The organism is Aliivibrio thorii (assembly GCF_057368585.1).
The window spans coordinates 495395-517574 of record NZ_CM170655.1 but is presented as its reverse complement, the minus strand read 5'-3'; the positions used below and the strand labels follow the sequence as shown (position 1 = coordinate 517574).

At 36.4% G+C, this 22180-nt stretch carries 17 protein-coding genes; all 17 read left to right on the top strand.

Going from position 1 to position 22180, the window contains the following annotated elements; genetic code table 11:
• Positions 1–317 precede the first annotated feature (317 nt).
• The 17 genes from AC2IP4_RS16540 to tssM all read left to right on the top strand — a co-directional run bounded on the left by AC2IP4_RS16540 (position 318) and on the right by tssM (position 22093).
• Positions 318–2303: a type VI secretion system Vgr family protein gene (locus AC2IP4_RS16540; protein ID WP_375320045.1), complete on the top strand. Its 1986-nt coding sequence runs from the start codon at positions 318–320 to the stop codon at positions 2301–2303.
• Complete coding sequence (locus AC2IP4_RS16535) at positions 2303–2866, top strand: DUF6931 family protein (protein WP_105056524.1); 564 nt, start codon at positions 2303–2305, stop codon at positions 2864–2866. Before AC2IP4_RS16540 ends, AC2IP4_RS16535 begins: the two co-directional genes overlap by 1 nt.
• Positions 2867–2875: 9 nt before the next feature.
• Complete coding sequence (locus AC2IP4_RS16530; protein WP_060991874.1) at positions 2876–3172, top strand: PAAR domain-containing protein; 297 nt, start codon at positions 2876–2878, stop codon at positions 3170–3172.
• 168 nt (positions 3173–3340) lie between these two features.
• Positions 3341–4720 carry a type VI secretion system protein TssA gene (locus tag AC2IP4_RS16525; RefSeq protein ID WP_105056523.1) on the top strand — a complete coding sequence of 460 codons (1380 nt, stop codon included), beginning with the start codon at positions 3341–3343 and terminating at the stop codon, positions 4718–4720.
• A 32-nt stretch (positions 4721–4752) separates the two neighbouring features.
• Positions 4753–5271: an Hcp family type VI secretion system effector gene (locus tag AC2IP4_RS16520; RefSeq protein WP_375320046.1), complete on the top strand. Its 519-nt coding sequence runs from the start codon at positions 4753–4755 to the stop codon at positions 5269–5271.
• Between the two features lie 71 nt (positions 5272–5342).
• Positions 5343–5852, top strand: a complete 510-nt coding sequence (gene tssB, locus AC2IP4_RS16515) for a type VI secretion system contractile sheath small subunit (protein WP_060991877.1) — start codon at positions 5343–5345, stop codon at positions 5850–5852.
• On the top strand, positions 5852–7333 hold the full coding sequence (gene tssC, locus AC2IP4_RS16510; RefSeq protein WP_375320047.1) for a type VI secretion system contractile sheath large subunit: 1482 nt from the start codon (positions 5852–5854) through the stop codon (positions 7331–7333). Before tssB ends, tssC begins: the two co-directional genes overlap by 1 nt.
• A 51-nt stretch (positions 7334–7384) precedes the next feature.
• Entirely contained in the window at positions 7385–8737 is a 1353-nt protein-coding gene (locus AC2IP4_RS16505) for a type VI secretion system contractile sheath domain-containing protein (RefSeq protein WP_375320048.1), read from the top strand.
• Positions 8734–9156 carry a GPW/gp25 family protein gene (locus tag AC2IP4_RS16500; RefSeq protein ID WP_375320049.1) on the top strand — a complete coding sequence of 141 codons (423 nt, stop codon included), beginning with the start codon at positions 8734–8736 and terminating at the stop codon, positions 9154–9156. Before AC2IP4_RS16505 ends, AC2IP4_RS16500 begins: the two co-directional genes overlap by 4 nt.
• Positions 9149–10930, top strand: a complete 1782-nt coding sequence (gene tssF / locus AC2IP4_RS16495; protein ID WP_486311160.1) for a type VI secretion system baseplate subunit TssF — start codon at positions 9149–9151, stop codon at positions 10928–10930. Before AC2IP4_RS16500 ends, tssF begins: the two co-directional genes overlap by 8 nt.
• Positions 10912–11895 carry a type VI secretion system baseplate subunit TssG gene (locus AC2IP4_RS16490; RefSeq protein WP_375320051.1) on the top strand — a complete coding sequence of 328 codons (984 nt, stop codon included), beginning with the start codon at positions 10912–10914 and terminating at the stop codon, positions 11893–11895. Before tssF ends, AC2IP4_RS16490 begins: the two co-directional genes overlap by 19 nt.
• Positions 11896–11901: 6 nt before the next feature.
• Positions 11902–14532: a type VI secretion system ATPase TssH gene (gene tssH, locus AC2IP4_RS16485; RefSeq protein WP_486307761.1), complete on the top strand. Its 2631-nt coding sequence runs from the start codon at positions 11902–11904 to the stop codon at positions 14530–14532.
• Between the two features lie 232 nt (positions 14533–14764).
• Positions 14765–15742, top strand: coding sequence for an FHA domain-containing protein (locus AC2IP4_RS16480; protein ID WP_486311159.1), 978 nt, complete (start codon positions 14765–14767; stop codon positions 15740–15742).
• A complete protein-coding gene (gene tssJ / locus AC2IP4_RS16475) occupies positions 15739–16203 on the top strand; it encodes a type VI secretion system lipoprotein TssJ (RefSeq protein WP_375320054.1) in 465 nt (154 codons plus the stop codon). The genes AC2IP4_RS16480 and tssJ overlap by 4 nt, the downstream gene beginning before the upstream one ends.
• 2 nt (positions 16204–16205) lie before the next feature.
• A complete protein-coding gene (tssK, locus tag AC2IP4_RS16470) occupies positions 16206–17522 on the top strand; it encodes a type VI secretion system baseplate subunit TssK (protein ID WP_105056513.1) in 1317 nt (438 codons plus the stop codon).
• Positions 17523–17586: 64 nt separating this feature from the next.
• Positions 17587–18630 carry a type IVB secretion system protein IcmH/DotU gene (gene icmH / locus AC2IP4_RS16465; protein WP_375320842.1) on the top strand — a complete coding sequence of 348 codons (1044 nt, stop codon included), beginning with the start codon at positions 17587–17589 and terminating at the stop codon, positions 18628–18630.
• Positions 18631–18637: 7 nt separating this feature from the next.
• The gene (gene tssM, locus AC2IP4_RS16460; RefSeq protein ID WP_486311158.1) at positions 18638–22093 is read left to right on the top strand and encodes a type VI secretion system membrane subunit TssM; all 3456 of its coding nucleotides are present in this window, start codon (positions 18638–18640) and stop codon (positions 22091–22093) included.
• Positions 22094–22180: the final 87 nt, after the last annotated feature.

The following is a 22180-nucleotide window of genomic DNA, read 5'->3' as shown; positions in this document are numbered from 1 at the left end:
CAAACTGTGGAAGCGAGCTTGGTCAAACATCCAAGGATTTTAATCATGACGATTATTGAATAAAAGCCAGTTTATTTTCTGACATTCGTCATGATGAATGTAAAAACTTTGTATGAGAAAGCTCAGCCATTATGAATCGCTTATTTTATGTTGAGGTTGTTTTTTAGTAATAATAAATTAATAGTTTAAATTATTTACAAGTTTTTATTATGTTTAGTAAATAATATATACAGATAAGTATAGTATGACAGTCTGTATGGTTTTAGAAAATAAATATCTTTTAATTATAATTATTATACTAAAGGAATAATACTATAATGACTCAATTATTACATGATTTTCGCCCTCTGACTGTGAGGTTAGTTGATAATGAAATATATACAGTTACTCAATTAGAATGTGAGGAAGTATTATCTCAAGGAACTAATTTTACATTTTCTGTTGCGAGCAATACTAAGATTAGTGATAAAGTATTAGGCAAAAGTGTTGATGTTATTTTTAAACAAGAAAAGGAAACTCGTCATTTTTTCGGCTTAGCAGTTAGTATTGAGTTAATGGGTTACAGCGAAGAAAAGTCTTTATTCTTTTATCAAATTCAAGCTTCTGATCCTCTTTCGCTTCTTGCATATCGTTATAATCGTCAAATTTTCCAAGATATGACGACGAAACAAATTATAGATAAAGTACTTGGAGAGTCTGATTTTAAAAGTTATTTTAAAATCTCATTGTCTGAAAATGGTAAAAAACATAAGTATTGTGCTCAATTAGATGAGAGTGATTTATTGTTTGTACAGCGCTTATTGTCTAGTGAAGGATGGCATTACCATGTTGATCATACTGGCAGTAAAGCTATTGTTATTATTGCAGATTCAAATCAAGGCTTTAAATCAATTGAGAGAAACTCTGTGTACTTTCAAGACGGAAGCTCCGATCCTGAGAGTACTGTGAATACATGGCAACTGAAAACAAGTATAGGCACTGCAAAATTATCATTAGTGGATCATACTCAAGAATTAGCAGAAGTTTTCAGTAGTGGTGAACGTAAAAGTGAATTCACTCATTCCCCTACGTCATTTTCTTCTTACCACTATGGGCAAGGCTTTACCGATAAAGGGAATATTCGTTCTGCTGTTAAGCGTCATATGGAAGCGTTAGATATAGAGAAAACATTAGCAATCTCTCAGTCATATATAGCAGCTTTTTCTTGCGGTAAACGTTTTAAATTACTTAAGCATCCTGTTAGTAATTTTAACCAAGAATACGTAATTTCAAAGGTCACTCATAGTATTAACTGCGATGAATCAGGAAAGAAGGTGGCTTATCAAAATCATTTTCAATGTCTGATAACATCATCGCCATATCGACCTGTACTAAGAGCAAAACCTCAAGTGCATTCTATTCATGCAGCAACAGTGACAGGACCTAAAGATAAAGAAATTTACCGTGATGACATGGGACGTATAAAAGTACAATTTCATTGGGATCAAAAAGGCAAAGAAGATGAGAATTCATCGTGCTGGCTTCCTGTTTCTCAAGGGTTAGCGAGTAAAGGATTTGGTATGCAATTTGTGCCACGTATTGGAGATGAGGTACTTGTTCAATATATTGATGGTAATCCTGATCAGCCCATTGTTGTCGGTTCTATCTATAATAAATCGAATAGGACGCCTTATTCTTCAGCTTCTCAAAGTGGAATTAAAACTCGGACTACGCCAAAAGGTAACAATAAACAAGGTAACGAACTGCGTTTTGAAGATCAAAAAGATAAAGAACATATATTTCTTCATGCTGAAAAAGACCTATTGTTGAATGCGAATAATGATTGGCTAACAACCGTTAAAGGTAAGCAAACAACAATAATAGATAAAACCTCAGATCTATTAGTAAAAGAGGGAGTATTTCTTAAAAGTGAAAAAACAATAGAAATAAACAGTAAAGATAATTGGTCTTCGAGTAGTGACAAAGAAGTTAAATTGGGTGCCGGATCTAAAATGTTACTGGAAGCAAAATCATCGGTTATGGTTGATGGTAGTTCTATTGCGATTACTGGAAAAAGTAAAATAGAACTGAAAGTAGGAGCCAGTAAAATAGAAATCAGTGCTAGTGGTATTAAGATAGATGGGCCACAAATTAGCATTTTAGGGAAAGCAAAAGCAGAGATGAAAGCAGCAATGGTGACAGTTGAAGGTCAAGGGAAAGCAAATATTAAAGCTGCAACGGTCGCTCTTAATGCAAGTGCTATCGCTGAAGTAAAAGCGGGAGCTATGGTTCAAATCAAAGGTGCAATTACAAAGGTAAACTAATGAAATTATTAAAGATCCCATATCAAAAAGCTCTTGATGTTTTAGCGCTTTATTCTGCAAATAATGATTTCTCCTTGTTAGCAGAGGATACAATGACACCTTATGAATTGATCCAAGTAGCATTAGAGCAATCATTACATGCAGATGTCGTTTGCTATTTAGCACATGCACTTCCTGTCCGAGAAGCCGTTTGGTGGGCATATTGTTGTACAAATAATCGAGATGATTGGAATCCTCAAGAATGGGATGCAATTCGAGCAACAAAAGCATGGGTACATACCCCAGATGAAACTAATCGTCGATTTGCAGAAGCAATGGCACTTAAAGCTGGTCTTGATTCTGGTGCTGGTTGGGCTGCTCAATCTGCATTTTGGAGTGGTGGAAGCATAACAAGACCTAACGAACCAATAGTTCCTCCTCCGCAGTATTTATATGCCCAAGCGGTTGCAGGTTGTATTGATTTAAGTGCTGTTCTACCTGAAGGGCAGTTGGCAATAGAACGTTATCAACATTTTATAGATATTGGTTTTGATATCGCTAAAGGTGGAAATGGCGATATTTAGGAGAATAGAATGTTACCAGCAGCTAGAGCAACTGATATGCACATGTGTCCAATGCAAACTCCTGTCGTTGTACCTATTCCACATGTAGGAGGCCCTTTATTACCTTTTCCTACAACTGTCCTGATTGGTAATTTACCAGCAGCTACTTTAGGGCAAATGTGTATTTGTATAGGGCCACCTGACAGCATAATTAAAGGGAGTGCAACAGTATTAATTAATAATAAACCAGCAGCTCGTATGGGAGATATAACTGCACACGGTGGAACTATAATTATGGGAATGCCAACAGTGCTAATTGGTGGTTAATTTATTTTACTTATAAATAATATACTTATATTTGTAATGTCTATATGTATGTTATTTAAATATCTATTTTTATTTCTATATGAAAATTAATTGTAATAGTTATATTTTCGCTTATACGTATATGAAATATGCTTCGTCGAATTTATTGATGAATTATTTGGGGGATAAATGAAGTTTACAAAAAAAAATATTTTAGAGTTTCAAACTCCTATTAGTGATGATTTTATTTGCGGAGTTTATTTAAAATTAGATAAAAGTACATTTCGTCCTTTACGTAATGAGTTTAATGTTGCTCAAACATCTTTACGTAAACTTAGCCAGAACCCAAGCAGTCAAGAGTTAGAACTTTTACAAGATGAGAATCGTGAAAATTGGCAAGTGTTATCAATTAGCTTAATGGCTACTTTTCAAAATGTGACGAGAGATATTGAGTTAATTGGGTGGTTTATTACTTCTCAAATTTTACTTGATAACTCACTTAGCAGCGTTGCATATTCAATGAATTGGTTTGCTGATTTATTGGAACAACAATGGAATTTCATTAACCCTGTATTACCTGAAGAAAAGTTAAAAAGTGATTCAGATGTAGAGCGTTTAGCTGAGCAATATAACGTTAAAGTGAAAGCGTTTTTTCAATTACTTGGGGATAGTGAAGAAAGTTGCTTATTGTATACCCCCTTTTTACTGCTACCACTTGTCGATCACGTTACATTTTATGATTTTCAAAGTGCAGAGCGTAAAGGCGAATTAAGTCAACTTAAACAACAGGCGACTTCGTTAATTGCTCTTGAACGTAATAATGTTCGACAACGATTAGAAAGTGTAGTCGAGTGTCTTTTTCAAATTGAACGTTTAATTGCGATAACCAAAACGCATGCTCAATCTGTAGGGATTAATGCTCCTAACTTTAATTTTTTGAAAACGTTGTTTACTAAATATAACAACGCATTGCAGCAGTTATCGGGCATGAAATCTGAAATGAAAAGTACAAGTCATGAAGAAAAGGAATGTTTAATAAACCAATCGAAAAATGCTGAGACTTGTGACGAAAATACTTTGTTCGTAGAAGCTGATTCTCATGTGGGTAATTTATCTAGGTCTATGATACTAACGGCAGATAATCTTTCGCAAACAGGTTTCACGAATAATATGAATCGTGATTTAGCTTTCCATTTACTTCGAGAAGTATCTGATTATTTCCGTCAGAGTGAACCACATAGCCCCGTTTCGTTTTTATTAGAAAAGGCGATCCGTTGGGGATACTTATCTCTTCCTGAATTATTACAAGAAATGATGACAGAACAGGATGGAGATAATGTAAGTAAAATTTTTAATGCCGCAGGATTGAATCACTTTGAACAGGTTTTGCTACCAGATGTAAGTGTACCTCCTAGTGTCATTAAAAATACTTTAACGTTTACTGAGAGTTCTTCTATTTCAGAACCTGTAAATATTGAAGATAAAGTAGATCAAGTATCTATTAATGATACTGAACTAAAACAACATGAAGAAGAGTCATCTTCGGGGCCTACAGCGCTTCGTTGGTGAATATATTATGAACTTAAGATAAGGAAGAAAAAATGGCTAGTATTTATATGCGTATTGAGAGTGTCGATGTTAAAGGTGGCGCGACAGTTGAAGGTCTAGAGGGAGAAGGTTGGTTTGCACTGTCTTCTTATGCTTGGGGGGGGGTACGTAATGTAGCTATGGACATAGGTAATGGTAATAATGCTGATGGTGGTATGGTTGCATTGAGTGAAATTAACCTGAGTAAACAAGTGGATGGAGCGTCTGAAGACTTACTTTCTTACCTATTCAACCCAGGTAAAGAAGGTAAAACAGTAGAGATTGCATTTACTAAACCTGAAGCTGATGGTTCAGGTGCTAAATTATATTTCCAAGTGAAATTAACTAAAGCACGTCTTGTTTCTTATAATGTTACGGGTAGTGATGGTTCTCAACCACATGAGAATATAGCACTGTCTTATGTTGAGATCGCACAGAAACACAATTACGAATTAGATGGCGGTGAAATTAAAGATGGCGGCATCGTTAGTTATAACCTACCTCAAGGTAAGTTATTGTCTGGCGCTCAGTAATTTTTATAATTAAGTACCTCGTAATGAGGTACTTTACTCTTGCTATTTAATTTATAAACGAGGGCACAGCTATGGCTTTGAATTCACAACATAAGCGTGTTAGTAAAAACCGCGTAAGTATTACTTATGATGTTGAAACGAACGGTGAGGTAGAAACCAAAGAATTGCCATTTGTTGTTGGTGTTATTGGTGATTTTTCTGGGCATAAACCAGAATCAGAAAAAGTTGATTTAGAAGAACGCGAATTTACAAGTATTGATAAAGATAATTTTGATATGGTAATGGGTCAAGTTGCCCCAACGCTCTCTTATAAAGTTGATAATAAATTAGCGAATGATGAAAGCCAATTTGAAGTGAATATGAATTTCAGTTCAATGAAAGATTTTCATCCTGAGAGCGTGGTACAACAAATCGATCCACTGAAGAAGTTAGTAGAAACTCGTAATCAACTTAAAGTGTTATTAAGTAAAGCTGATCGTTCTAGAGATTTTGAGCGGCTATTAAAAGAAATCCTACAAAGTACAGATGCAATTCAAGGTTTAGCACAAGAATTGGGTCTGAATAACGAAGGAGCAGAATAATGTCTACAGAACAACAAACGATACCAGAAGGTAGTGTAGAAGCGGAAGTAACAATCAATATTCTTGATCGTGCGATTACCGCTACAGCTCAAACACCTGTTGATACAACAAAAGAGCTTTTGAGCATTCTGACTTCGCAAGCACTTGATGGTACGGTTGCGTGGGATAAAAATTTAACTCTCACTATCGAAAAAGCGATTAACGCAATTGATACTAAAATTTCTGACCAGCTTTCATCTGTTATGCAAAACAGCGATTTTCAGAAATTAGAAGGGACTTGGCTTGGTTTACAAAAACTAGTTAAAAATAGTGAGCTTGGGTCTGATCTTAAAATCAAATTAGCAGATTATACTAAAGATGAATTGTTAGTACAATTTGAAGACGCTCCAGCAATCGATCGTAGTCGTTTCTTTAATATGGTTTACCAAGAAGAGTTCGGTACTGCTGGCGGTCAACCTTATGGTGCTTTGATTGGTGACTATGAGTTCGGTTATGGTGACGAAGATGTTGCCTTATTGCGCTATATGGGTGAAGTAGCCTCTGCTTCTCATGCCCCGTTTATTGCAGCAGCAAGTGCAAGCATGTTTGATTTTACGACTTATTCAACCTTTTCTGATGGTAAGCCTGTCGCAGCAGGTTTTGATTCTCCAGCTTATGTTAGTTGGAACGCTTTCCGTGCAAGTGACGATTCTCGTTATGTGGCATTAACTTTGCCTAAAACCCTCGCTCGTCAGCCTTATGGTGCACAAACAGTACCAGTAAAATCGTTTGATTTTGAAGAATTGAAAACACGTAATAATGGTCAGCAAATAATAGGTTCAGATGAAGATTTTGTCTGGAGTAATGCTGCATATGAATTCGGTTTACTACTAACACGATCATTTACTGAATTTGGTTGGTGTACTGCGGTTCGTGGTACTGAGAGCGGTGGTAAAGTTGAGAACTTACCAAGTTTTGCATATTACTCAGATGCTGGTGACTTACTGCAAAAGTGTCCAACAGAAGTTAACTTGACTGATGAACGTGAAAAAGAATTAAGTGAGCTTGGTTTCCTTCCGCTAGTACACTATAAAAATACAAATTATGCTGTATTTATGGGAGCACAAACGGCTCATAAACCAAAAGGTAGCTTTGACCCTGATGCGATGGCAAATGCAGCTATTTCAGCTCGCCTACCATACACTATGGCAAGTAGCCGTATAGCTCAATGCCTAAAAGTAATGGGGAGAGATCTTATTGGATCAAATGTCAACCCTAAAGATGTTGAAAAAGATCTAAATGCTTGGATCCACAAATATGTTAATCCAAATGCGATTGGTAATGAATCAAAAGCTCGTCATCCATTAGTTGAAGCAAAAGTGACTGTTGAAGAGCAAGCTGGCCGTCCAGGTTCGTATTCTGCTGTCGCATATCTACGTCCTTGGCTGCAAATGGAAGAATTAAGCACATCATTACGTATGGTTGCAAATATTCCTGGTTAATAATATTCGGGGGGAATATATCCCTCCGAAGTGTTTTGAATTGGATAGTCAATGAATACAATCAATCAATCAATAACGATTCCATTAGACTTGCCTTGGGAGGAATTGTTATCACTTTCTCAAAAAGGTAATACTGCCCAATTCAAAGCATTACTTACTAAATTGATAGCTAATTTAGATCATATTATTAGCTATCAACTTTCGACGATCATGCAACATAAATATTTTAAACAACTGGAAGCAAGTTGGTTTGATCTTCAGTTATTGACAGAAAAACAAGTCTCACCGAGAAGAGTTAAAGTTAAAGTATTAGATCTAAGTTGGAGTATGGTGTCAGATGATCTCAATTATTCATTTGATATAAAGCACACGGCTTTATTTAAAAAATTATATTCGAATGAATTCGATACTGCGGGAGGTACTCCATTTGGGCTTCTTGTTATCGACCATAAAATAACGTCTGATTATGGTGAAGATGAAGCACATGACGACCTTTATACTTTGCAATTACTATCAGAACTTGCAGAAAAATCTTTATGTCCTGTGATATTAGGTGTTGATGAGTTTTTCTTTGGTGATGATCCCAATCGACAACTGCACGATAACGCCCGAGCAAAACGTATTTTAGAGAGCTGTGATTTTCTTTCATGGCAATTATTAAGAGATAAATCATCTTCTCGTTTTTTACATTTGGCTTTACCTGAGTATTTACAACGCTGTCCTTATCAAAATTATGCGGCAGGGTTTATTTTCACTGAAAGTAATGAGCGTGATTATGCGCTTTGGGGAAATAGTGCCTATTTACTTGCAGGAAATGTTATTCAAGAGTTTGAACGTATTAGTTGGTTTGGTTTTTTGCGTTTATATAATGAAACGGGTACATATGGAGCGATCATTCAACATGATTTACCACTTATCGCTAAAGTTGATATTTATAATGAAGATGATGGTTTTTGGGCAGAAGAAGGTTTTGTTCCACTAAGCAGCTTATATTTAAGTGAGCAAAAAGGATTCTTCAGTAACCAATCTGTTTGGAAGGCACCGACAGAAGAATTGCGAATGCTAGGCATGTTGCAAACAAATCTTATGGCATGTCGTTTTGGACACTATATTAAAGTTCAGATCCGAGACCAAATTGGCCGTTACGATAGTATGGAAGATTGTAAGCGGGGTTTAGAGAATTGGCTAAAGCGTTATATTAGTGAAGTTGATTATGGTGAAGACTCGGTGATGGCTCGTTATCCATTAAAAGCGTGTGAAGTTCGTATGCAAGAAGATAGCCAAGACAGCACACGCTATTTATGTGAAATCATGCTTCAGCCTCAGTACCAATATGAAATGATGGATGCTCAAGTGTTATTAACTACCTCTATGTCAGATCAAGAAGTGGGAGAATCAGCATGAGCTTAATGGCGAAATTAACCCAATCTTGGACGAATGATGTAGATGCAGTACGTGATGCAATTATTGATAACATTTGTGATCTTATATCAAGCAGAGCTCCAATTTGGTCGGCATTAGAATCATCTGATGAGTTAGTTGATACGATTGCATATGTTGGATTACGTAATATGACTCGCGCACAGAGTAAATCGAATAGTGATGTAATTATTGCTGATATTACTTATTTGATCCGTCGCTATGAACCTAGATTAATTGATGTCTTGATTGAAGTAGAAGAGCAAGAAAAATTAAAAAATCAATTACAGTTTCGTATTTCTGCGGCGATGCTGTCTGACCAAGGAGAAGAAGCTATTATATTGGACTCTTTCTTGGATCTTAGTCGTAATACATTGGATGTAAGGAAATCAAATTTTGTCTGATACATTACTGTCATATTTTGAACAAGAGCTGCGTTTTATTCGAGAGGAAGCGTCGCAATTTTCAGCTCGTCACCCGGGGGCTGCAGATGCGCTCGGCATAAAAAAAGACAGCATTGATGACCCTCAAATTGCACGTTTAATTGAAAGCATAGCGTTTTTGAATGGTAAATTACAACAGCGTTTAGATGATTCTTTTCCTGAATTTACAGAAAGCCTTATTCGTTTGCTTTTTCCTCATTACTTACGTCCAGTTCCTTCTTATAGTTTGCTTGATTTTGTAGTGGGTGATGGTACGAATGCTACTCATCATATTCCAGTAGGTACGGAGTTTGAGGTACGTGATGACCAGACCGCTAGCGCTGTATTTCGCACAACAGAAGATGTAACTCTTTTCCCTTTAAAAATTGAGAACGTTAATGTTTCTTTTGCTCCATTTGAACTAGCTAAACCAAAAAGTGCAGAGCAATCAAATGCCTTGATCGAAATATCAATATCCGCAGTTGATGATACTGTTGTATTGTCTGAATTATTAATTGAATCTTTAAAACTTCATTTTAAAGGTGAAACTAGTTTTGCATTACGGTTGTTTGACCTTTTATCACAGGACACATCTCAAATTTGTGTATCAGCACAAGGTAAGAGCTATGAACTCGGTAGAAATGCAATGGAGCCAATTGGTTTTGATGTAAGCGATACGATCCTTCCTTATCAAGCGGCAAGCTTTGGTGGCTTTAAGTTATTAACTGAATTTTTCATGTTTTCAGAGCGATTTAACGGTTTTAAGTTCAATTTTGGGGATGTATTAAAACAGATAGGTAGTCATCAATTTAAGCTTCAAATATTTATTGATGAATTAAGCGTAGATTTTGCTCGAAACTTATCTGTTGAACGTTTTTCGCTATTTACTACACCTATAGTGAATTTACACCAAATGGTTTCAGATCCACTTGAAATTGATTTTTTAAAAAAACAATACCCAATTGTGCTTGATGTAAACCAAGGACATAGTTTGGAGTTATTTTCTGTTGATGAAGTGGTGGATGTTACGCAAGCTGAATCAGTAAAAATTGCACAAATTTACGGTGAAAAATTTAATAGAAATGAATCTGGCCTACGCTGGCAGTTAGTACAAACATTGCATGAGAATGGTCTATTAGAGGGTGCTTTAAAAGTTGCTGACCTTGAACATATTAGTGCAGAAAGCGAGCCTTTAACTTGGTTAGTCAATGCGACAGTAACAGATGGTATGGTAGTGAGTCACCTGTCATTGTTAAGTGAAATTGAGTGTCGAGAATCATTAACTATTCCAGCAGATATTCAGTTGTTACGTCGACCATCACTGCCTATGCGTAGCAAAGAAACTAATAAAAATGTGTGGGCTTTACTGTGTCATTTACATTTTAATTATCATGCAATTTTAGGTTCAGATAATCCTGTTGAGACACTAAAAAATGTATTTGATTTGTATAACCATAATCAGAATTTGCAAAATCATGCTTATATTGAATCTGTAACGATAATAGAACAAGAGCAAGTAGTCGCTCCAATTAGAGTATCAGGGAAAACGTGTTTCGCTTATGGAACCAAGATAACTATCACTCTTGATCCTACAAGCGTAAATGGAGGGCTTTGTTTATTTGCCCACCTCCTGGAGCGCTTTTTTGCATATTTTGCAGGGTTTAATAGCTTTACTCAGGTCGATATTAAACTGAAGGGACAAGACGAACTTTACATGGCTTTCCCAAGGAGGGCTGGATGCAAAAGTCTACTGTAGCACGCCTAAATAATACTCAACAAAACGTTGAACTAGATAAAGCGTGGCAGTTATTTAAGCATAAAGCTGAATGGCATGGTGTACGTCCAAATGTTGCTTTTAGTGCAGAGTTATTGCCTGCGTATTACCAAACTCAAGTTACAGAAGTATACAGCAATACTATCGGTCGTTATGTAATCAAAACCCCGTTAGCAGCGTTGTCGGGTTGTAAAGGCACAATACCAAGACAAATGTATCGTCAGGCATTGTGTGCTCAATTTGATTTGGGTGATGAAGCCCCCGTTGATTTTTTTGATGTATTTAATAACCGTTATTTTCGTTTGTATTGTCAAGCCGAGTTAAAGCACGACTTAAGTAGTCAAGCAGAAGAAGAAACTTTTGCATGGAATCGCCACCAGAAATCCTTAACTACTATGCTATCGAGCTTATGTGGCCTTGGAGAAAACAACAGTGCAATTCCAAAACAGCATTTAATTCAATATACCGGATTATTAGGTTTAAAACTAACCTGCCCGTTTACACTCAAGTTGTTGTTAGATGATTATTTTGATGCTGAATTTATTATAGAAACAAGTGAGTTAGAGTATCAGCCTTTAACACTTTGTTCATTAACTCAATTAGGAAAAACCGGACAGAATCGACAATTAGGCCTTGGCGCATTGGTTGGGGAAAGTGCCCCTATGGTTGGTCAAAAGCTACATATTAAAGTATGTCCTCGAAATTATAGTCACTATATAAAGATCCGCAGTGATAAGGAAATGATTGGCGCCATTGAGCACTTAGTTCGGAGCTACATGGGCGTTAACGTTAAATATAAGCTCTATATGAAAGTCGACAGCCGTTATTTGCCAAGAGTTCAATTAACTAGCAGCTCAGACAAAGGTTTAAAAGTTGGTCAGTCAGCCTGGATGAATGGCCGTTTAAATAATCAACTGTATGTTGAAATGCTACTAACAACGAGTTAATAAATTATGATAAATATTGAATTGCAAAGTCTAGTAAAAAGATTAACACCGGACATGAAGGCATCTCTTGAATCTGCTGCGGGTGAGTGTGTCCAACGTAATCATTTTTCAATTGAACTTGAACATTGGTTTGTTCAATTACTGCAGCAGCCAATGATGGGGTGGAAAAAAGCAGTAGAGCAAGCTGGAATGGCAAGCGAAAGTGTTCTTGAGCAACTGAATAATTATCTAGCTACTTTACCTCGTGGTAATGACAGTGCACCATCGCTTTCTCCTCAATTAGTTGAGTTATTAAAAGACGCTTGGATGATCGCGTCTCTTAATCATGCCCAATTATCAATGAATGAGTTTCACGTATTAATCGTGTTAAAACAAAGGATTGAGCAAGGTGCATATAATGGAGCATTATCAACTTGGATAAAAAGCTTGTCATCTGAGTGGCTCAGTCGCCAATCGATTGCTACAACAACAGCAACTCAACTTTCATCTACCTCTGTATTATCTGATCAAAGCCAAGGAATGGTAGGTAGTGACGAAGAGAGTATGAGCACGCCTGCTCTTGATAAATATTCACAGAATTTAACTCAAGCCGCACGAAACGGTGATTTAGATCCAATTTCTGGTCGTGGTAATGAAATTCGAAAGGCCATCGATATCTTATGTCGCCGCCGTCAAAATAGTCCAATTTTAGTCGGTGATCCTGGTGTAGGTAAAACGGCTATTGTTGAAGGATTAGCACAACAAATTGTCGATGGTAACGTACCACCGGCACTCGCTAATGTAGAATTACGCAGTTTAGATTTATCGCTACTCCAAGCTGGAGCCAGTATTAAAGGTGAGTTTGAGAATCGTCTTAAAGACGTAATTAATGAAATTAAACAATCACCAACGCCAATAATTATGTTCATTGATGAGGCGCATACTTTAATTGGCGCTGGTGGCGCTGCTGGTCAAAATGATGCGGCAAATATCTTGAAACCTGCGTTGGCACGTGGAGAATTTCGTTCTATTGCAGCAACGACATGGGCTGAATATAAGCAGTACTTTGAATCAGACGCTGCTTTAACTCGTCGCTTCCAAGTTGTATCGATTGATGAGCCTAGCGAAGATGATGCAATACATATGCTCAGTGGCGTAAAGAAAAGCTTAGAGAAACACCATAATGTAAAAGTAATGCAAGAAGCAATTAATGCCGCAGTTTTACTGTCTATTCGTTATTTACCTGAGCGTAAATTGCCTGATAAAGCAATAAGCTTATTAGATACAGTTTGTTCTCGAATTGGGTTAAGTCAGAGTGCTACACCACGTCAATTAGAAGTGGTAGCAGAGCAGATCAGCTATGTTGAAAATGAAATTGCAACTCTGAATCATGAAGCTGCATTATGGTCAATTGATGATGGTCGTTTAGTACAAGTTCAACAGCGTTTAGTTGCTCTACAAGAGCAGCATCAAGAAATCGGCCAGTGTTGGGAACAAGAAAAAATCTTAGCCGCGGAAATTATTTCTTTGCAAACAAGATTGGATGAGCAGTTTTTAAATGGTGATGATTTATCAGAAAGTGATGAGAAAGCGCTTTTAGCAACAAAAATGGAAGAATTACATGCAATACAAGGTGAGCAACCTTTAGTGCTTCCTCAGGTAAACCAACAAACAGTGGCTGAAGTGATTTCTTTATGGACAGGGATCCCTGTCGGCAACATGTTAAAAGAAGAAGTTGAGCGCTTAATGCACCTTGAGGATCATATTGGTGAACGAGTTATTGGCCAAGTTGCTCCTATTGCTGAGATCTCCCAAGCGATCCGTATGTCTCGCGCAGGGTTGACTGATCCCCGTAAGCCTGTCGGCGTATTCTTGATGTGTGGTCCAAGTGGCGTTGGTAAAACAGAGACCGCATTAGCGTTGACGGATCTACTTTATGGTGGCGAGCGTAATATTACTACAATCAACATGACCGAGTTTAAAGAAGAACACAAAGTGTCTATGCTTCTTGGCTCTCCTGCTGGCTATGTCGGGTACGGTAAAGGTGGTGTATTAACCGAAGCTGTGCGTAAAAACCCTTATTCCGTTTTATTATTGGATGAGATGGAAAAAGCACATCCAGGTGTTCATGATATTTTCTATCAAATTTTTGATAAGGGGTCTATTTCAGACAGTGAAGGTCGTGAAATTGATTTCCGTAATACGATTATTATTATGACATCCAATGCAGCCGATAGCGCAGTAGTTAATGGGTGTGCTGATGGTCGTCCTTCTATACCTACATTAACCAGCGCTATTTTTCCCGAACTACAAAGTTTCTTTAAACCTGCATTTTTAGGTCGAACAACAATAGTGCCTTATTTTCCATTGAATGATGAAGAGATGAGTAAGATTGCTCAACTGTCTTTACGTCGCATTGAAAAAAGAGTTAAGCAACATTATAACGCGACGTTTGATTACGAGGCTCAAGTTATTGAATTGTTAGTCAGTATGAACCAATCACCAGAAACGGGAGCCCGTGCAATTGAGCAATTAATTAATCGTCAATTAATGCCCGAGTTAGCGAATCAATGCATTGTGAGAATGAGTCAATCACAGTCAATAAGTGAAGTCTTACTGACCGTTAATGATAATAAATTTCAAATCGATATTGCATAAAATATTTTTCAGGTTATTTAAATAAGTGTTCTGATGTTAATTATAACAATAAGTTAATTTCACCTTATATAAGGGATTAATGCTGTTGGGCCTTATGTTGCTCTTTTGTCAAAATTGCCAGAACCTTAGATAATAAACATGAATTAAATTTATTTTTCGAAATTATTTGTTTTAAAAACACGGGTCTTAATTGAATTTAACCGTTCGATACAACAATGTAAGGGTAAATAATATGCCTATATCGATAAGAATTATTCGTTCGCCAGACGGAGAAAGTATCTCTGAATGGAATAAATTACTGCCTGAAGAAGGAGGGAGTATCGGTCGTGCTTTTGGTGCTTCTATTCAATTAAGTGATGCTATTCGAGAAGTTTCTGCTTCCCATGCAATTATTAAAAAAACATCTCGTGGGTATCAAATTATCGATGATAGTACTAATGGTTTATTTATTAATGGTTCAGATAAACCGCTTGGTTTAAATAATCAAACAACATTAAGTGATGGAGATATTCTTGATATCGGTCGCTATCGCTTATTGGTGTCTTGTTTTGTTCCTGAGCAAGCTCAAACTCAAGATTTATCAACGTTATCTGAAGATTCTTCATTAGGAGGTGATCCTTTTAATATCTTTGAAGTTGAGTCTTCATTTTCTTCAAATCTTACTCATGCTGAACCTGAACCTGAACCTGAACCTGAACCTGAATTAGATTTTTCGTTTTCTGATTGCAATATTATTGGCGATAACCCGTTTAATATAGAAAAAATAGAAAAAATAGAAGAAATACAAGAACATAAAGAAGTAAATTTAAGCTTTGTGGCATTAGATGATGATCCATTTTCTGGTTCAGGTCTTCAATCAAATTTATTTTTAGAGTCAAAGGAAGGTAAAGCTTCAATACAAGAAAATGCAAATGATAAATACGGATTGATAGCTTATCAAAAAAGTGAAGAACGAATGCAGCAACATCTGGATAGAGCCTTAGAAATGGCGTTAACTCGTTTTTTGTCAGATATTTCACCTCATGCAATGGAAGATATGTTTGATGAGCTTTCAACCCCCAGTTTTTTTAATGGTGAACCTAAATATTGGAATATGTATAAGCGTTATTTTATTCGACAAGTTGAAAATAAAGATTGGCAAATTAAATTTCATGCTTATTTTCATGATGCAATCCGCCTAGAGCGTAACCTAGAAGGAGATAACAAATGAGAAAGTGGTTAATATCATTTATTTTTGTTTCGTTATTATCAGGTTGTAGCTTTAGTGGTGCAGACCTTACTTCTCAAGTTGTACTCAATATAAAAGCGGCTTCTAATATTAACCCTAATGTAATGGGAAAGCCTTCACCGTTAGAATTACGTGTATATCAGTTAACTGATAGCCAAGCGTTTTCACAGGCAGATTTTATTCAAATTTATAATGATGAGCAGGGAGTTTTAAAAGCAGAGTTATTACTTGCTCGCCAATTAGAAAGCATTTTACCAGGAGAGACACGTCAAGAAGTATTTCCTCTTGCTGCAGAAACTAAATATATCGGTGTTATTGCTGAGTTTGCTGCCTACCATGAAGCAAAAAATAAAGTTATCTATAAACCGATAATCTTAGGAATTACAGCCATTAATATTGAAGTAGATGGGATTAATCTATCAGTATCAGGTGAAGAGGAATAATAATGGACAATAAAAAAGTCGTTTGGAGTGAAGGCATGTTTCTTTCTCCGCAGCATTTTCAACAGCAAACACGTTATGTTGAACATTTAACTCGTGAATTCACAGAGCAGATTGCCCCTCAAGGGAGCGGATTAACCTTACTAGAACTGGATCGCTCTATGCTTAATATAGGTAAAGTTTCTGTTCGTCGGGCAAGGGGGATCTTCCCAGATGGAACGCCATTTGAAATTAATCGTGGTCTTGTTTTAGATATACCTAAAAATACAAATCACAAAAAAGTGTATCTTGCTTTATCTGTATCACGACCTGGTGCGGTTGATGCTGGGGCTGATCAGCGCTTACGTCATTCTTCTGTAGAGCATTCAGTATTCGATACTAGTCGTGAGCACAGTGAATCAGTACTGTTAGAGGTTGCTGAGCTTAATATTGTTCTAAAATTAGAAGATGAAGAGTTACAAGATTACACTCTCATATCCGTTTGTGAGGTAAGTGAGCATAAATCAGAAGGTGCAGTACTGCTTAATCAAGCTTTTGTACCGTACTGTTTGCAGTTTGGTGTATCTAATTATCTAAAAGATTGTGTGGCCGATGTGTTAGCCCAAGTGCAGTATCGTGCAATGACAATATCGACTCGACTACAAATTGAAAATGGCAGTAAAAGTTATCAATCAATGATGCGTGATTATTTATGGTTGCAAGCCTTAGGTGCTTGGATGCCTAAATTACAACAATGGAATCAAGGTAGTAGCTTATTAACTAAACATTTGTATTTAGAATGCTTGTCAATGGCTGGTCAAATGCAGGGGCTTGAAGGGAAAGTGCCTAAAGATGCTCCAGTATGGGACCAAAACAATTTATACAGTATTTTTTCTATGGTTTTCTCCGAGTTATTAATGCTGCTACGTGAAGTACAAATTGATAATTTAACGACATTATCATGGGATAAACAATTATTTGTTTCCCGACGTTTACTCCGAACACTAGTTAAAGATCGCAGTTTATATAATGAAGGACGTTTTATCTTGGTTGCTACGTCACCTTTAGGTGCCTCGTACCTTAGTAAAGAGTTTCCTAAAGCAATTAAGCTTGCAGGTAATAGTGATATTGCAGGTTTAGTTCGTAATGCTTTATCCGGTGTAGGGTTACGAAATCTACCTTATGCGCCTTCAGAGCTTAAATCTAAATACGATGCTGCGTATTTTGAGATTGATACTAAATCTGAATTATGGCAAACCTTAGTGAAAAAAGACGAGCCTATCGCTTTGCATATCGACGAACGCATCGAAGACGTACACATTGAATTTCATGTAATTAGGTAGGTGAATTGTGAGTGGATTATTTAATGAAGAAGCGACAGTCGTCGTTCGTCATACAAAAGAAAAAATACCTGTAAAGAAAGAAAATGCCGAATTGAAGGATATTGATCTTTTAGATGCAGAGATGCTTATTGATAATCTTGCAGTTTATAATAGCCCATTACTGAACTCTGCAACTGAGTTATTTGCAATTTTGGTAACCTTACCTCGTCAAGGAGAACCAAGAGACATTAATCGCTTTAGACAGCGTCTATTAGATGAAATCTCTGTGTTTCGTCAGCGTGGAGCGTACCTTGAATATCACCCTAGCATTGTAGAAAAAAGTTGTTTTGTATTGTGTGCCGCTTTTGATGAAGCGATTCTCTATACCCAATGGGGAGAAAGTACCCGTTGGGAAAACCATTCATTGTTGAGTAAAGTTTTTTCTCAACGTAACGGGGGTGAGGCTTTTTTTACATTATTGGATAAAGCGAGCCAACAGCCAGCAAACTTAGTAGATTTTTTAGAGTTACAATACGTTTTACTTATGTTGGGATTTAAAGGACGCTTCCGTCACGATGATGAAAGTGTTTTACATGAAATACAATCAAATGTGTATTCCATTCTTTGTCATTATCGCAGTGAATCTGTATTACCTGTACCAAAAATACCAGAACTAATTGAAGGTAAGCAACCATGGCTAATGCTAAGTATGTCGAAAACATTAGCAATTGCTTTCTTATGCACAATCACAGCTTACGGTGCATCAGAATATTGGTATTTTAACCGTAGCCAGCCAATTCTTGCACAATTTAATGCTATTGATATGTCGAGTGTAAGTAAGAAAAATAATAAAGAATTAATTTACCTTAGCTCAGATGCTGATAATAAAAAACAAGCATCTAAAGAAATTCTGAAATGGGAAGTCGTGCTTGCTGTATTTACTCGCTCATTAGATGCAGTGCGATTAGCGTCAAAATTACAACAAGCGGGATACGAACCATTCATACGAGAAACGGATCATGGTGTCGAGCTTTATATTAGAGCTGGAGATAATTTATCGGTGATACGAAAGATTAGAAATGAATTAAATATTCGCTTTGGCTTGAATGCTACGATTAAGAGAGCATAGATATAATATGATGAAAAAAATCAGTGCGGTTTTATGTGCGATATTGATGATCACAGGAACAACATTATGTTGGACTTATTTATCTAACGATGAATGGAAATTGACAAAATATAGCATGACAGTTCTTAGCTCCGTGGTCATTCTATTTTTGATGTGGTGGTGGTATAAACAATATACAAAAGAGCAACTAGTTAATAAAAAACACGATCAACAGGTTTTGTTAAACCAAGATACACGTATTATCCAACAATTGTTTAAAGTGGCGACAAAAAAAATACGAGGTACAGGTCGAAATAAACTAGATAGCTTGTACAGCCTACCTTGGTACTTAATGTTAGGTGGTAAAGGCGATGCAAAAAGTGATCTACTTCGGAAAAATGGATTAGAACCTGTCTTTGATAGACATCTTGAAGGTGGAGATTCCGAGCAATACCTTAAATTTTGGAGTAATGACCAGATAGTTGTGATTGAAGGTGGCCACCGTTTATTTTCTGACGAAGGAATTGACGAGCAATTATGGCAAGTATTAGCGAATCAGTTATTAAAATACCGTCCTCGTCAAGGTCTAAATGGTGCTATTTCAGTTATTGGTTGTGACCGTTTACTTGAAAGTGATCGAAAGGATCGTCAAAAATTAAGCAATATTTATCAAGAGGCCATTTTGTCAATGGGAGGAATGTTAGATCTAGCACTTCCTGTATATAGTGTTTTTTCAAAAGCAGATACCATTGCTGATTTCGTTGAGTTTTTTGAAGGCTTCTCGAGTTGTGATGTTGAGAACCCATTTGGGATGACCTTCCCATGTACAGAATCTCGTCGTTTTGATAAATACCAATTTGAAGAACAAAGTAAAGATCTAATTAAATCCGTTGCTCAGCAGCAATTTGAGTTATTACGTAATATTAGTAGTGAAAAGTCGAACTCCGTAATTGCTTTACCTTATCAATTGCGTATTTTTCTTGAACGAGTTAATGAGTTACTGGCAGATATTGGTCATGAAAATAGAGTTCGTGAAGCTGTATGGATCCGTGGTGCTTATTTATTGTCGTCCGGTCAAAAAGGCAGAGAGCATGACTTATTAACGCAAGTTATCGCTGAGCGAACAGAGTTTAACTCTCAAAGTCATCGTGAGCAAAAATCAAGCCGTCGTAGTTATTTCTCAACTCGTTTATTTAGCAATGTCATTTTGCCAGAAAAAAGTATTACAGGTGTGAATGAACTTCGTCATTCAGGTTATCTTGTAGTACGAAGTGCAATGGTTTTACTGGTTGTAGGGACGATTTTCTATGCTGGTGTTTTATTAAAAAATAATTGGAACCAAGATGAACAATGGCGTGCAAATGCTATGACGCAATTAAAGTTATACAGTAATGATGTAAAACGTCTTGGTAATAATTATTCAACTTCAGATATCATTGTATTACTTAACGAATTAAGAGATGTTTCAGAGAAAGGAATTAAACCTAAAGTTTGGTATCAACAAGTCAGCATTAAACAAAGTAAAACTGCTGACCGTATTTATGAATTTTACGAAGAACAACTTAATTTAATTTTACTGCCAAAAATTGAAGAGTTAATTAGTTCAGAATTGTATGTATTTGTAAGTTTAGGCAATCCAAGTAAAATATTTGAAGTATTACGTTATTACCAAATGCTGTTTGACGCTCAGCGCCTAGATATTAATGAAATTCAAACTTATCTTATCGATAATATGAAAGACCAAGGTGATATTTCATCAGATGACATTAATGCTTTATCGCTATTAATAACGGATTTGTTTAATAGTAATTATCAGGATCGTTTAGAACCAAATAATGCACTTATTGCGGCAGCAACTAATAATTTAAAGGAGCTATCTCCAGAGCGTCTTATTTATGCTCGTATAAAAGAGTTGCCAAAATATCGTAGTCAGGTTGATATTCGTCGCCAACTTGGGGATAAATTTGACACTATCTTTGAGTTCTCAAATGATTTTCATGGTTATTTGATTCCTGAAATATATACAAAGCAAGGATATAGTTCAATTGACTTAACTGCAAAATCAGAACTTTTACGCCGTCAATTAAGAGAATTTAAAGAGATTCAAGGAAATATGACTGGTGCATCGGTAACAGAGTTAACCGAATTAAGTAAGCAGATACAACGTCTATATTTTTCTGATTATATTTATTATTGGAAAGACTTAGTTAACAATATTCAAGTTAAAAATTTTAATTCTCAGGCTGAATTTGCTTATTCATTAAAAAATGCGCGAGAACCAGCAACAAGTCCTGTTCTTGATGTACTTGGAGCGCTTATTGTCAACACGACATTAGCAGTAGAGGAACAACCTGATACTAAGGGGAATAAAGAAATAGCTAGCCAACTTGGTTTTAAGAAAGTGGCTAAAGGCTTAAGTAAAGCAGATAAAATAAACCGTGCTGTAGGTGGTAAATTGTTACGTTTACAGCCGTCTTATGTCGTCAATGAAGCCTTTATTGAGTATGGAAATTACGTAAATGGAAATGGAAAAGCAGGAACGGCGATTCCTCTTGATAGCTTAATTCAAGAGTTTGACTCTTTGAGCACTTATTTCGATGTTGCATTATCGAGTTCAGACCCCGCTCAAATGATGCATGAATATGCTTTAGCACACGCTGCGGGTAGTCAAGACGCGATTGTTCAGTTTCAACGTCAAGGTGCAAAAGCACCTAGTCAAGTTGCTCTATGGGCCAAAGACTTATCACAAAAAGCGTGGAGTCAAGTCATTAATGGTAGCGTTGGTTATTTAAATCAACAATGGCTCGAACAGGTATATCAGTTTTATGGTTCAGCAATTGAAGGACGTTTTCCATTTGCATTAAATGGTCGCGGTGAAGTTGCTCTGAATGATTTTGCTCAATTTTTTAAACCAGAAGGGCTAGTCGATAAGTTTATTAATGAACAGTTAAAGCCTTTTGTTTATTGGGATAATGGGACGTTGAAGCGCAAGACGATTGATGGTTTGGCATTACCTATTAGTAATAAAATGTTGGCTCAACTGCGTAAATCACATAAGTTAACTCAAACTTTCTTTGGGGCCGCGGGGCAAGAGTTAGCCTTGAAGTTTGCAGTTAGACCTAACTCTATGAGTACTGCTGTCACTGATTTTCAAATTCGTGAATCAGAGAGTATCTTTAGCTACCGCCACGGGCCAAGAATATGGACAGATCTTAATTGGCCAACAACTGGAATTGATGGTTACCTTACCACTAATTTTTATCAAGGTGGAAATCGTATTGCAACTCGATCATACACTGGTCAGTGGGCATTATTTAGAGCCCTATTTGATGGGTATTCAAGTGCGACATCCGATCGCTTGATCCATAAGCTAAAGTATAAAGTTGGAGACAATAGTATTATTCTTGATTACACCTTGAGAGATGCCAATCAGAGCTTTAATAAATCATTGTTTACCTCTTTTGCATTACCAAGACAATTATAAATTATTAATTCAAAGGAGTTATTTTCTTATAAACCCTTTTCTTATTGTTTTTTATTAGACGATGGAAATTGGGATTTATCTAAGATA

Bases quoted from the DNA above. Each gene is read 5' to 3' on its own strand.
- AC2IP4_RS16530 (WP_060991874.1), top strand. From the start codon at position 2,876: ATGTTACCAGCAGCTAGAGCAACTGATATGCACATGTGTCCAATGCAA.
- tssB (WP_060991877.1), top strand. From the start codon at position 5,343: ATGGCTTTGAATTCACAACATAAGCGTGTTAGTAAAAACCGCGTAAGT.
- tssK (WP_105056513.1), top strand. From the start codon at position 16,206: ATGGACAATAAAAAAGTCGTTTGGAGTGAAGGCATGTTTCTTTCTCCG.
- AC2IP4_RS16540 (WP_375320045.1), top strand. From the start codon at position 318: ATGACTCAATTATTACATGATTTTCGCCCTCTGACTGTGAGGTTAGTT.
- tssH (WP_486307761.1), top strand. From the start codon at position 11,902: ATGATAAATATTGAATTGCAAAGTCTAGTAAAAAGATTAACACCGGAC.
- AC2IP4_RS16505 (WP_375320048.1), top strand. From the start codon at position 7,385: ATGAATACAATCAATCAATCAATAACGATTCCATTAGACTTGCCTTGG.
- AC2IP4_RS16525 (WP_105056523.1), top strand. From the start codon at position 3,341: ATGAAGTTTACAAAAAAAAATATTTTAGAGTTTCAAACTCCTATTAGT.
- tssM (WP_486311158.1), top strand. From the start codon at position 18,638: ATGATGAAAAAAATCAGTGCGGTTTTATGTGCGATATTGATGATCACA.
- AC2IP4_RS16480 (WP_486311159.1), top strand. From the start codon at position 14,765: ATGCCTATATCGATAAGAATTATTCGTTCGCCAGACGGAGAAAGTATC.
- AC2IP4_RS16490 (WP_375320051.1), top strand. From the start codon at position 10,912: ATGCAAAAGTCTACTGTAGCACGCCTAAATAATACTCAACAAAACGTT.
- AC2IP4_RS16535 (WP_105056524.1), top strand. From the start codon at position 2,303: ATGAAATTATTAAAGATCCCATATCAAAAAGCTCTTGATGTTTTAGCG.
- AC2IP4_RS16520 (WP_375320046.1), top strand. From the start codon at position 4,753: ATGGCTAGTATTTATATGCGTATTGAGAGTGTCGATGTTAAAGGTGGC.
- tssC (WP_375320047.1), top strand. From the start codon at position 5,852: ATGTCTACAGAACAACAAACGATACCAGAAGGTAGTGTAGAAGCGGAA.
- AC2IP4_RS16500 (WP_375320049.1), top strand. From the start codon at position 8,734: ATGAGCTTAATGGCGAAATTAACCCAATCTTGGACGAATGATGTAGAT.
- tssJ (WP_375320054.1), top strand. From the start codon at position 15,739: ATGAGAAAGTGGTTAATATCATTTATTTTTGTTTCGTTATTATCAGGT.